The 11,054-nt window shown below is 65.5% G+C and carries 14 protein-coding genes; 4 read left to right on the forward strand and 10 right to left on the reverse strand.

All coding sequences use genetic code 11. The annotated features are described in order from the left end of the window. From ABNS06_RS13175 to ABNS06_RS13215, 9 genes are all read right to left on the reverse strand, one after another. Positions 1-381: cyclic nucleotide-binding domain-containing protein (locus ABNS06_RS13175; RefSeq protein ID WP_348675055.1), on the reverse strand; the 381-nt coding region annotated here is incomplete at its 3' end. Positions 382-434: 53 nt separating this feature from the next. After that, positions 435-1,820, reverse strand: a complete 1,386-nt coding sequence (gene hemN / locus ABNS06_RS13180; protein ID WP_348675056.1) for an oxygen-independent coproporphyrinogen III oxidase — start codon at positions 1,818-1,820, stop codon at positions 435-437. Positions 1,821-1,937: 117 nt separating this feature from the next. Next, on the reverse strand, positions 1,938-2,921 hold the full coding sequence (locus ABNS06_RS13185) for a serine hydrolase domain-containing protein (RefSeq protein ID WP_348675057.1): 984 nt from the start codon (positions 2,919-2,921) through the stop codon (positions 1,938-1,940). Between the two features lie 91 nt (positions 2,922-3,012). Continuing rightward, positions 3,013-3,552 (reverse strand): DUF2059 domain-containing protein, encoded by a 540-nt coding sequence (locus ABNS06_RS13190; protein WP_348675058.1) that lies wholly within the window; start codon positions 3,550-3,552, stop codon positions 3,013-3,015. A gap of 116 nt (positions 3,553-3,668) precedes the next feature. Then, positions 3,669-3,857 (reverse strand): hypothetical protein, encoded by a 189-nt coding sequence (locus ABNS06_RS13195; protein ID WP_348675059.1) that lies wholly within the window; start codon positions 3,855-3,857, stop codon positions 3,669-3,671. Beyond that, positions 3,847-4,263, reverse strand: coding sequence for a DUF4345 domain-containing protein (locus ABNS06_RS13200; protein WP_348675060.1), 417 nt, complete (start codon positions 4,261-4,263; stop codon positions 3,847-3,849). The genes ABNS06_RS13195 and ABNS06_RS13200 overlap by 11 nt, the downstream gene beginning before the upstream one ends. Positions 4,264-4,552: 289 nt before the next feature. Further along, the gene (chrA, locus tag ABNS06_RS13205) at positions 4,553-5,758 is read right to left on the reverse strand and encodes a chromate efflux transporter (protein WP_348675061.1); all 1,206 of its coding nucleotides are present in this window, start codon (positions 5,756-5,758) and stop codon (positions 4,553-4,555) included. Further along, complete coding sequence (locus tag ABNS06_RS13210) at positions 5,755-6,288, reverse strand: GNAT family N-acetyltransferase (protein WP_348675062.1); 534 nt, start codon at positions 6,286-6,288, stop codon at positions 5,755-5,757. Before ABNS06_RS13210 ends, chrA begins: the two co-directional genes overlap by 4 nt. Positions 6,289-6,396: 108 nt before the next feature. Further along, the gene (locus tag ABNS06_RS13215; protein ID WP_348675063.1) at positions 6,397-6,696 is read right to left on the reverse strand and encodes a YceK/YidQ family lipoprotein; all 300 of its coding nucleotides are present in this window, start codon (positions 6,694-6,696) and stop codon (positions 6,397-6,399) included. A 335-nt stretch (positions 6,697-7,031) separates the two neighbouring features. On the opposite strand from ABNS06_RS13215, the gene coaBC reads away from it, so the two are divergent. The 4 genes from coaBC to ABNS06_RS13235 are packed head-to-tail and all read left to right on the forward strand — an operon-like array spanning position 7,032 to position 10,075. Further along, a complete protein-coding gene (coaBC, locus tag ABNS06_RS13220) occupies positions 7,032-8,267 on the forward strand; it encodes a bifunctional phosphopantothenoylcysteine decarboxylase/phosphopantothenate--cysteine ligase CoaBC (protein WP_348675064.1) in 1,236 nt (411 codons plus the stop codon). A gap of 10 nt (positions 8,268-8,277) precedes the next feature. Beyond that, positions 8,278-8,733, forward strand: a complete 456-nt coding sequence (dut, locus tag ABNS06_RS13225; RefSeq protein WP_348675065.1) for a dUTP diphosphatase — start codon at positions 8,278-8,280, stop codon at positions 8,731-8,733. After that, the gene (argB, locus tag ABNS06_RS13230; protein WP_348675066.1) at positions 8,733-9,608 is read left to right on the forward strand and encodes an acetylglutamate kinase; all 876 of its coding nucleotides are present in this window, start codon (positions 8,733-8,735) and stop codon (positions 9,606-9,608) included. The genes dut and argB overlap by 1 nt, the downstream gene beginning before the upstream one ends. Positions 9,609-9,619: 11 nt before the next feature. Continuing rightward, positions 9,620-10,075 carry a YaiI/YqxD family protein gene (locus tag ABNS06_RS13235; RefSeq protein WP_348675067.1) on the forward strand — a complete coding sequence of 152 codons (456 nt, stop codon included), beginning with the start codon at positions 9,620-9,622 and terminating at the stop codon, positions 10,073-10,075. Positions 10,076-10,087: 12 nt separating this feature from the next. Here the strand turns inward: ABNS06_RS13235 and ABNS06_RS13240 are convergent. Further along, positions 10,088-11,054: S8 family peptidase (locus ABNS06_RS13240; RefSeq protein WP_348675068.1), on the reverse strand; the 967-nt coding region annotated here is incomplete at its 5' end.

Consider the following 11,054-nt stretch of genomic DNA (forward strand, 5'->3'; position numbering starts at 1 on the left):
CTCGTCGAGCTGGTCGAGCGGAAACCGGCAAACGACGCTGTCCTCCAGCGGCATGGCGAAGCTTGAATGTTCACCCTTGTGCAATCCGTCCATACCCAGCAGATCACCGGGAAGGAAGAAGCCGGTGACCTGCTCCTCGCCGGATTCCGAGATGCGGTAGCTCTTGAATGAGCCGTTGCGCACGGCATAAAGCGCGGTGATCTTGTCTCCGGCCTCGTAGAGCGTCTGACCCTTGGAACAGCGGCCGTTGACACCGACGATCTCGTCCACGCGCTGGAGTTCGTCGGCGGTCAGCCCGGCGGGCAGGCATTGACCGATCATCACGCACCGGCTGCATGCATGCGCGGTCTGCCGGAACGTGGGTTTCAACTGTGCGGCCATGCCCTTAGCCCGTGTTCATCCGGTGAAGATGCGTCATTCAACCGCGCGTTCGCTCAAACCGCAAGACTGGATTTGCTGGGCGTGGTGTTCAGGTAGGCGTCGAACTGTGCGGCGATCAGGCGCAGATAGGGTCGACCCGCTTCGGTGACTTCCAGCACGCCGTCGTGGCACGAGGTCAGCGGTCGTGTGCGGGGAGCGATCGCGTGGAGATTGTCCAGCGCGTCGGCGAACAGTTCCTCGGCGTCGAGCTGATAGTGCCGGCTGAGGTTTACCAGATCGACAGGCCGATGACACATCAGCCCCATGATCACGCGTTCACGCAACCGGTCTTCGTCCGACTGCCGATACCCGCGCTCGATCGGCCACTCGTGTCGCTCCAGCGCGCTTGCGTAGTCGTCCAGTGCCTTGGTGTTCTGCGCAAACACGCGGCCGACGCGGCTGATCGAACTGACGCCGAAGCCGATGATGTCGCACCCGGCGTGGGTCGTGTAGCCCTGGAAGTTGCGATGCAGCGTGCCTTCGGCGAACGCCTGCGCGAGCGTGTCGGTCGGCAGCGCGAAATGGTCCAGGCCGATGGCGACATAGCCGGCGGCGATCAGCCGCGACTCGATGTAGTTGCGCATCCGGAAGCGCGCCTGCGGGTCGGGCAGCCATGCCCGGTTGATCGCGCGCTGTGCCGGCAGTCGCTCCGGCAGGTGCGCGTACCCGAACGCGGCCACGCGGTCGGGGCGCTGCTGCTCGACGAAGTCCATCGTCGCGTTGATGGAATCCAGGGTCTGTCCGGGCAGGCCGTAGACAAGGTCGAAATTGATGCTCGCGAAACCGGCATCCCGGCAGGCATCTACCGTGGCCGCGACCATCTCGGAAGGCTGGATACGGTTGATCAGTCGTTGAACGCGTGGGTCGACATCCTGCACGCCGATACTGATGCGATTGAACCCGAGCCGACGCCAGAAGGCGGGCTGGTTCGCCTGGACCAGGCGGGGGTCGACTTCGAGGCTGGCATCGACGGCACTGACAACGCGGTAGTGTTGGCGGATCGTGCCGACGATGCGCTCCAGATCGGCGTCCGGAAGGTGGTTGGGTGTTCCGCCGCCGAAATGAACCTGCACGGTGCGGCGATCGCGGTCCAGGTTCTCGGCGCGTTGCACCAGTTCGTCGCAGAGCCGTGCGGCGTAGGTCGACATGATCGTCTGGTTGCGCGTGACCGTGCGCGTGCAACCGCAGTAGAAGCAATTCGAGCGGCAGAACGGAACGTGCAGGTAGAGCGAGAGCGGCGCCGGGACCAGATCGTCGTTGGAGGCGCGCAGCGCTTCGATGGCGTCGGTCGGACCGACCTCCTCGCAGAATTGCAGCGCCGTCGGGTAGGACGTGTAACGCGGGGCGCGCATTGCTTGCAGATCAAGCGGCGTGCTGGGCAGAAATAGGGTCTTGGACATGGGCGCACACTGTCGGAGTCACGATGCACGGACAGCGTAGGTGGGGGCGCGGCCTCGCATGTTGACCTGCATCAACGGGAGGCGGGGTTCTGCGGGGTGTCGCGTGTCGCGATCGAATCAGCGCGTGGGCGGATTCCGTTCGAAGTCGAACGCCGTATGCGGTTCCTCGTCCAGAATCGCGACCACATCGGTGATAAGTCCGAGTCCCTTGTCGGAGTCGGTCACGATCACCAGCGCCCGCCCGCGCACCGGGTCGAGCAGCATGAACCGGGAGAATCGCGGATCGCCGCCCCAGTGGAAGGCCGCCAGCCCGCCCTCGCCGCGGCGTTCCAGACCCCAGCCCAGCCCCCAGTAGAGGCCGAGCGACTGGGAGACGGTGGTCTGAACGCCGAGCAGCGTGGCCAGGGTGACGTCGCCCCGCGCCGGCGAGAGCAGCCATTGCAAGAACCGGGCGTAGTCAGCGGTGGTTGTGATCAGCGTGCCCGTGCCGTCGAAGCGCGAGGCCGTCATGCCAGCAGGCGCGAGGATTCGCTGCGTCGCCAGCGTGGACAGCGGCTGTCCCGTCGCCGCTTCCAGGGCTCGGGCGAGCAGCGCAATGCCGTCATCGGACTCCTGCCAGACGCCGCGCCGTGCCGTCTCGGCGGCTCCAAGGCCGGCTGTGTGCGACAACAGCTCCCGCGGTGTCAGGGTCGCCTGGTGTTCGGTTAGCGCGGCGCTGGGGGCGATGTCAGCCAGTGGCGCGCGCAGCGACCAGCCGTACTCGCGTGACAGCGTCAGCGTCAGCATCGCGAGTACCGGCTCGCGCAGGCCGGTGAGCCGCAGCGGGACTTCCGTGTGCTCCAATGTGCCGAATCGGCCGGTCCATTGCGCCTTGCCGTCGCCGGTCAGTGCGATCGTGGCGCCGGCCACGTGGTGGACCCGCAGCAGTTCGGGCATGGCCGCGTTGAGACGATCCAGCCGTCGTTCATCCCAGGCGGTCGCGCGCACGTTCAGTGGTGACGTCACCACTTCCGGTTGCGGCTCGACCACACGAGCCTGTTGCGCGCAGCCGGCGAGCAACGCGATCACGGTAAGCATGACGATGGTCACGGGGAGATTCATCCGTCAGGTCACGGCCCGGGGTCTGTTGCGATGAGCGGCGGAGACCGATCGGAGCGTAACCATTGCCTGTGTCTGCGCTTCACGATCGGACTCAGTTCCTGGAGTTCGCCATGTCGCCGAATTCCTCGCTGCAGCAGGCCTGAAGCGCCTGGACGGTTTCCACCTGAATCCTTTCGAGCTTGGGCGTCATCAACTGGGTTTGTCGATAGACCAGGTTCATCGTGTGTTCCATCACCACCGGCATCTTCTTCACCACGGCCTGTCCGGCGGGGCTGCTGTAGAACGCGATCATTCCGTTGATCTCCTGTTCGGTGAACGAGTCCCGATATATGGCGATCATCTCCGGTTCCATGCGCTCCCAGGCGAGCGTCTCGCCGAGCAAGTTCATCAGCTTGCTTTGCATGTCGTCGATCACGACCTGCGCCTCGGGTGAGGGAATCTCGTTGCCCATGACCTGCCGCATGGCCTTGCGCAGCTGTGATTCGACCTGCTGCATGCTGTTCTCGATCAGCGCCCGGCTGTCCATCAGCTCGAGGAGCCTGTCGATGCTCTCGCGGCTGGGGCCATCGTTTGCGTGCGCACTGGTGGTGACGATCAGCGAGATCGCCACCGTGGTGATCCATTGTTTCACTGTCCGATCCTTAAGGGGAATGTCGGAGCACATGCTGACCATCGCGCGGGGCCATTGTCGAGGATCAGCTGTCTGCGCGGAGTGCGGGTGATGGGCCTCCGATACCGCGGCAGCGACTAGCGGAAGTCGCCTGACGAGGCCGGCGGAAGCACGACGATCAGCAGCGTTGCGATGGGGCCAAGCAACAGCGAGAGCAGCCACCAGATCAGGCCGCTGCGGCGCTTGCTTTGCGCGAGTCCGGCATTGATCAGTGACAGCGTGCCCCAGCCGACGACATATCCGGTTCTGACGATTTCAACGTCCACGGGTGGTTTCCTTGTGGCGTGTGGTGGTGTCGGCCCTGGCCAGCAGCCAGGCCGCGATGACGGTCAGCACGCATTCCGCGGCGAGATACGTCCACATCAACGCATTCGCCGGTCCGTCCAGGGCCATGCCGACCAGGCGTCCGCCCGCCATGCCGACCATCAGGACGATCACGCTCCGGAGGCCGGCGCGCAGCGTTTCCGGCGAGGCGGCGAGTCTCCACAGCAGTACGCCAACGGCCAGTGACAGGCCGCCATAAGTCGCGCGCATGTCGATCAGGCCGGAGGCCGTCGCGGGTACGGCGCCGGTGGAAAGATCGGCCATCCACGCGGGAGCCAGGATGAATCCGACGCCGTACGCGGCGAACACCGCGGCGGTGAGACGAACGATGAATGCTGAAAACGCCATGATGCCGACCCTCCGTTGTGACCATGGTATGCCATGTCCGGTCATTGGCCCGATTCGAACGTTCCACGCTTTGCCGAAAATTCTGGGACGCGTTATCGCGCGAGGTTTACCAGCGGCTGGTGCGTGAGCACCGTTTCGGTCCGAGGGTGGTGATCACGGCACGCGCCGCATCGGTGCCCGCGCCGATGGGCGATCATCGAAACTGCTGGATGACCTGGCCGCCGGTGATTGACTCAGTCCCGTACCGCGTCTATCCCTGCGACAGTGCCTGAGAAGCTTGGCGGTTTCCTCAGACCAGTCGGGCCGCGATACTGGCGCCGACACACCAGAGCACGACCAGCAGCGGTGAGCGGCCAAGCAAAGCGAGCAGCGCGAAGCCGGTCAGCCCGATCGCCAGATCGATGCCGTTGCCGACCGAGGAGGTCAGGATCGGGTCGTAGAGCGCCGCGCCCAGCAGACCGACCACCGCCGCGTTGATGCCGGCGATAGCTCGTGCCATCGAGGCATTGCGCGCGATGGTGGACCAGGCCGGCAGCACTGCCGCGACCAGCAGGAAACCCGGCAGGAACATGAACGCCAGCGCGGTCAGCGCGGGGACGATTGCCGGCATGCCGGTGGGGATTTCGGCGCCCAGAAACGCCGAAAACGCGAACATGGGGCCGGGAATCGCCTGGGCGGCGCCGTAACCGGCCAGAAACTGCTCCTGCGAGACCCAGCCGGGCCCGACCACCGTGTCTTCCAGCAAGGGCAGCACCACGTGACCGCCGCCGAAGACCAGCGCACCCGCGCGGTAGAATGCTTCGGCCACGGCTGTCAGCGTGGGGGCCGCGGTCGCGAACAGCGGCAACCCGACGAGCAGCAATCCGAAGATGCCCAGCAAGACGCCGCTGGTTCGCATGCCGTAGCCGGTCGTGAACGACGCGCCCGGATCGGGCTGTAGTGAGCGGCAGGCGCGCAGCCCGATGAGGCCGCCCCCGGCGACCACCAGCAACTGGATCCAGGCGGTCCCAGCGCTGAGCACGACCGCCGCGGCAACAATGGCAATCAGCTGTCTGGGCCGGTCGGGACAAAGTTTCTTCGACATGCTCAGCACCGCGCTGGCGACGACCGCCAGGGCGACCAGCTTGAGGCCGTGCACGACCGCTTCCCCGATTCCACCCCGCAGCAGGGGGGCGATCAGCGCGAATCCGAACAGCAGCAGGGCCGACGGCAGCGTGAATGCCAGGAACGCGGCCAGTCCGCCGAGCCAGCCGCCGCGCAGCAGGCCCAGCGTGAATCCGAGCTGGCTGCTCGCCGGTCCGGGCAGGAACTGGCAGACCGCCAGCAGCTGCGAGAACTGGCTTTCGCTGATCCAGCGGCGTCTCTCGACCAACTCGGCGCGAAAATAACCGAGATGGGCAATCGGACCGCCGAAAGACGTCAGCCCGAGTTTGAGGAAAGCGAGAAAGACTTCCCGGGCTGAACCGGAAGCAGGAGGCTGATCGGTCGTGTTCATCGTGTTTGCCAATCGCGTGTCGTCAACTGATAGAACAGCACCAGGTACTCGGTCTGGCCCAGCACGCGCGGCTCGCGACCCACCAGTCGGGCACCCAGCTTTTCCACCGCTCGGCGAGACCGCAGGTTCTTCTCCGCCACATGGAACCAGACGGCATCCGAAAAGCTGAACGCATGTTCCAGCATCAGACGCTTGACCTCGCCGTTGGTCCTGAGGCCCCAGTGGGCGCGTTCGAAGAAAGTGTAGCCGATCGCGATGCTGCGGCCGGCCGGATCCCAGTCATAAAAGCGTGTGGAGCCAATGATGCGCCCGCTGGAAGACTCGACGATGACAAAAGCGCTCTGGCTGGTAACGGCCGAACTGAAGAAATGCTGTCTGAACACGTCGGCGCGATGCCGCTCGCGGTCAGGGTGCTGGGCCCAGATCTCCGGATCGCAGGCCGCGGCATGGCAGGCGTCGAAATCCTGCTCGGTCAGCGGGCGCAGGAACACGCCGGCGCCACGAAGCATCGGTTGGAGATTCGGTTGCATGCGGTTTGCTGACACGGGAGCTCAACTCTGGCGCGTGGCGGGGCGAGCTACGCCGAGATCAGACGGTGAGTCGGTCCCGGGTGTGATCGAAGGTGTTGTGCAGACGGATTATTCCCGACCGACCACGGGTTCGGTGAGCGTGTACCAGGCCGAGAACGGCAGCATCAGCGTATCTCCCACGAAGCTGAGCGGTAGATCAAGAGCGGGATGACTGGGCGGCTCGATGCCGTAGTGCTCGAATCGGGCCAAGGCTGCGTCATCCGATGACAGCGCGGCGACGTTCAGGCGCGTGCCACCGTAGATCTTCGGACTGCCGACGTGAGCGTTGTCGCTGGTCCTGACCGTGGCACATCCGGATGAGACTCCGGCTCCAGCGATCATGGCCAGAAGAATCACTAGTTTTTGCATTTCGAATGCCTCGTCGATGGTTTGAGGGCATTTCTCAGAATGCCAGAAAACAGCCTGAAAACACCCGGTGATGATCGAATATCCACATGAAGTTCGAATATCACGATGGGATGCTGTGACCCACAGGAGACCGCGACCCGGGCCGATGCGTTCCTGCAAGATGGTGCGACGGCATCAGCCTGTCTCGGACATCTTTGATGGTTCGCTCGTAGCAGCCGGCGCGCCGGGCAGCGGGCCAGTCCAACGCTGGTGTGCTTATTGCGCGTTGCGACGGGCGGTGGACCCGGGCCAGTCCACGCTACAATCGCGCCCTGTCAACGATTTCGGGAACGGGAATGTCCGCACAACCCAACATCCTGCTGGGCATCTGCGGTGGCATCGCGGCCTACAAGACGGCCGAGCTGACGCGGCGGCTGGTGAAGCAGGGTGCGAATGTGCAGGTGGTGATGACCGCGAACGCGGAGCGTTTCATCACGCCGCTGACCTTGCAGGCGCTGTCGGGCAATGCGGTGCGGACCAGTCTGTGGGACGAGGCCGCCGAGCTCGGCATGGGGCACATCGAACTGGCGCGCTGGGCCGATCTGATCGTGATCGCGCCGGCCACCGCGGACTGTCTGGCGCGGCTGGCGACCGGGCAATGCGACGATTTGCTGACCACGCTTTGTCTGGCCACGACGTCACCGATTCTGGTCGCACCGGCGATGAACCACGTGATGTGGGAGCACCCGGCGACGCAGTCGAACATGGAGACGCTGACCCGTCGTGATGTCAGCGTGGTGGGCCCCGGCGTCGGCGAACTGGCCGAGCGCGAATCCGGCCCCGGCCGGATGAGCGAGCCGGAGGAGATCGTCGAGGCGATCAATCAACTGCTGGGCGCGGAGGCTGGCGAAGGGCCGCTGAATCATCGCGGCGTGCTGATCACCGCCGGCCCCACGCGCGAGCCGCTGGACCCGGTCCGGTTCCTGACCAATCGTTCCTCCGGAAAGATGGGATTCGCGGTCGCCGCCGCTTGCGCGGCGCTGGGCGCGGAAGTCACGTTGGTAGCCGGGCCGGTCAATCTGCCCACACCCCGGGGCGTGACGCGTATCGATGTCGAGACCGCCGAGCAGATGCACGAGGCCGTGCTCGATCAGCTGCCGGAGGCCGAGGTGTTCATCGCCACCGCGGCCGTCGCCGACTACCGGACGGCGGACGTGGCCGAGTCCAAGATCAAGAAATCGGCGGAGCGTCAGCAGATTGAACTGGTGCGCAATACCGACATTCTCGCCGACGTGGCGCGGCGCTATCCCGAGGTGTTCACGGTTGGCTTCGCGGCTGAAACCGATGATCTCAAGGGTTATGCCCGTGGCAAGCTGGAATCCAAGCGGCTGGACATGATCGCCGCCAACTGGGTCGGTGAAGGCCGCGGGTTCGACACCGATGACAACGCCCTGTGGGTGGCCTGGTCCGATGGCGAGCAGTCGCTGGGGCCGGCGCCGAAGACGCAGCTGGCGCGGTCGCTGGTGGAGCTGATCGCCACCCGCCTCGACAGCAAGATTCCTCCCCACGACCAGACACGACAGCAAGCCTGAGCAAGGACGCATGACCACTATCGATTACCGCATTCTGGACGCCCGCATCGGCAACGAATTCCCGCTGCCCGAATACGCCACCGAGGGCTCGGCCGGCATGGACCTGCGCGCCTGCGTGGACACCCCGCTGACCATCGAGCCGGGCCAGGCCGAACTGATTCCCACTGGCCTGTCGATCTACCTGGCCGATCCGGGGCTGGCGGCGATGATCCTGCCGCGCTCGGGCCTGGGGCATAAGCACGGGCTGGTGCTGGGCAATCTCGTTGGCCTGATCGACTCCGACTATCAGGGACCGTTGATGGTCTCGTGCTGGAACCGCGGGCAGAACGCCTACACGGTGGAGCCGGGCGAGCGCATCGCCCAGCTCGTGATCGTGCCGGTGGTCCAGGCGGCGCTGAACCGGGTGGAGAGCTTCGACGCGACGGATCGGGGCGAGGGCGGTTTCGGCTCCTCCGGCAGAAACTGATGGACTCGCTGAGCGAAACCGCGGCGATGGAGGTCGCGCGGGTTCTGACCACCGCGCTGCCGTACATCCAGCGCTTTGCCGGCAAGACCGTCGTGATCAAGTACGGCGGCAACGCCATGGTCGACGAGGCGCTCAAGCGTGGTTTCGCCCGTGACGTGACGCTGATGAAGGCGGTGGGTTTGAACCCGGTCGTCGTCCATGGCGGCGGGCCGCAGATCGGCAGCCTGCTGGAACGTCTGGGCAAGCAAAGCCAGTTCATCGACGGCATGCGCGTGACCGACAACGAGACCATGGACGTCGTGCAGATGGTGCTCGGCGGTCTGGTCAACAAGGACATCGTCAACCTGATCAACCAGGCGGGTGGCCGCGCGATCGGCCTGTCCGGCAAGGACGGGCAGTTGATTCGTGCACGCCGCATCAAGGCGGATGACGGGCAAACGGACCTGGGTCAGGTGGGCGAGGTGTCCAGCATCGATCCGGCCGTGGTCGAATTGCTGGAATCAGGTGACTTCATCCCGGTCATCGCGCCGCTGGGCGTGGCGCCCAACGGCGAGTCGCTGAACATCAACGCCGATCTGGTGGCCGGCAAGCTGGCCACCGTGCTCAAGGCGGAAAAGCTGATCCTGCTGACAAACACCCGCGGCATTCTTGATGCCGAGCAGAAGACGCTGACGGGGTTGACGCCGACCCGCGTGGGCGAGCTGATCGCCGACGGCACCATCTCCGGCGGCATGCTGCCCAAGGTGCGCTGCGCGCTGGATGCGGTGGCGAGCGGCGTGGACGCCGCGCACATCATCGACGGCCGCGTCGAGCATGCCGTCATGCTGGAGCTGCTGACCGACGAAGGCGTCGGCACGCTCATCCGCTCGCGCTGAATGCTGGCCTGATGCCTACGATCTGGGTCGACGCCGACGCCTGTCCGGTGGTCATCAAGGACATCCTGTTTCGCGCCTCGCGTCGCACCGGAGTGCCGGTTCGGCTGGTGGCGAACCACTTCATGAATGTCCCGAACATCCCGACCGTCAAGCTGATGCAGGTCGCCTCCGGTTTCGATGTTGCCGACAACCTGATCGCGCAGCACGCCGAACCCGGTGATCTGGTCATCACCAGCGACATTCCGCTGGCGGCCGAAGTGGTCGAGAAGGGCGTCAAGGCGATCAGCCCGCGCGGCGAGCATCACTCGCCGGACACCATTCGCCAGCGCCTGAACATGCGCGACTTTCTGGAGACCATGCGCTCCAGCGGTGTCGAGGTCGGCGGCGGGCCGCCCAAGCTCAGCCAGGCGGACCGGCAGGCCTTCGCCGGCCACCTGGACCGGTTTCTGGCCGGGCTACGTTCCTAGGAAATACCGCCGCTAGTCGACATCGCTTTGCAGCAGCTCGTTCGGGCTGCCCTTGGTATCGGCAATCCGTCCCGGCTCGGCGGCGTCCATCACGCGGCGCATCACCTCGGTGGGCTGGGCGTCCGGATGCGCCTCCAGCACCAGCGCGGCCACGCCGGCGACATGCGGCGCCGCCATGGAGGTGCCGTCGATGGTCTGCGTGGCGCCGGCGCTGGTATGCCAGGCGCTGGTGATGTCCTTGCCCGGCGCGAACAGGTCGACGCAATCGCCCCAGTTCGAGAAGCTTGCGCGCTGGTCGCCCTTGTCACTGGCGCCGACGGTCAGCGCGTCGGTGACTCGGGCCGGTGAGGTCTGGCAGGCATCGGAATCTTCGTTGCCGGCCGCCAGCACCATGGTCACGCCCAGCGCCGAGGCTTCCTCGACGGCCTCGTCCAGCGCCTGGCTGCTGCCGCCGCCAAGACTCATATTCGCGACCGCGGGCTGCTGGTGATGTTCGATGACCCAATCCACGCCCTTGATCACGCCCGAGGTTGAGCCGCTGCCGTTGCAGTCCAGCACGCGGACGGGATGCAGCGTTACCGCTTTTGCCACGCCGTAAGTCGTCCCGCCAATCGTTCCGGCGACATGCGTGCCGTGGCCGTTGCAATCTTCAGTGCTCGCATCGTCGCCCCCGTCATCACCGCCGCCACCACCGAGCAGGCCGCCGAGTGCGCCGGCCAGCTCGTTGATCAGTGGCAGGCCGCCACCTGAATCGCCGCCGCCCGTGATCACCGAGAACCCGTCGCCCATGCGGCCTTCGAATTCCCGGTGCGTGGAGAGGATGCCGGTGTCGATGACATAAGCGTGGACGCCGGCTCCGGTCTGTGTGTAGCGGTATTCGCCGTCCGGTGGCAGGGTCGGCTGGTCGATCCGATCCAGTCCCCAGGTGGGGCGAGTCTGGGTGTCGAAGGGTTTGACGAAGCCGTCCTCCTCCACAAAG

Origin of the sequence: uncultured Abyssibacter sp., from assembly GCF_964000955.1 — a bacterium.
GTDB lineage: Bacteria > Pseudomonadota > Gammaproteobacteria > Nevskiales > OUC007 > Abyssibacter.

Coding starts and splice junctions, on each gene's coding strand:
- ABNS06_RS13185 (WP_348675057.1), bottom strand. CDS start 2,921: ATGAATCTCCCCGTGACCATCGTCATGCTTACCGTGATCGCGTTGCTC.
- dut (WP_348675065.1), top strand. CDS start 8,278: ATGACCACTATCGATTACCGCATTCTGGACGCCCGCATCGGCAACGAA.
- hemN (WP_348675056.1), bottom strand. CDS start 1,820: ATGTCCAAGACCCTATTTCTGCCCAGCACGCCGCTTGATCTGCAAGCA.
- coaBC (WP_348675064.1), top strand. CDS start 7,032: ATGTCCGCACAACCCAACATCCTGCTGGGCATCTGCGGTGGCATCGCG.
- ABNS06_RS13235 (WP_348675067.1), top strand. CDS start 9,620: ATGCCTACGATCTGGGTCGACGCCGACGCCTGTCCGGTGGTCATCAAG.
- ABNS06_RS13215 (WP_348675063.1), bottom strand. CDS start 6,696: ATGCAAAAACTAGTGATTCTTCTGGCCATGATCGCTGGAGCCGGAGTC.
- ABNS06_RS13210 (WP_348675062.1), bottom strand. CDS start 6,288: ATGCAACCGAATCTCCAACCGATGCTTCGTGGCGCCGGCGTGTTCCTG.
- chrA (WP_348675061.1), bottom strand. CDS start 5,758: ATGAACACGACCGATCAGCCTCCTGCTTCCGGTTCAGCCCGGGAAGTC.
- argB (WP_348675066.1), top strand. CDS start 8,733: ATGGACTCGCTGAGCGAAACCGCGGCGATGGAGGTCGCGCGGGTTCTG.
- ABNS06_RS13200 (WP_348675060.1), bottom strand. CDS start 4,263: ATGGCGTTTTCAGCATTCATCGTTCGTCTCACCGCCGCGGTGTTCGCC.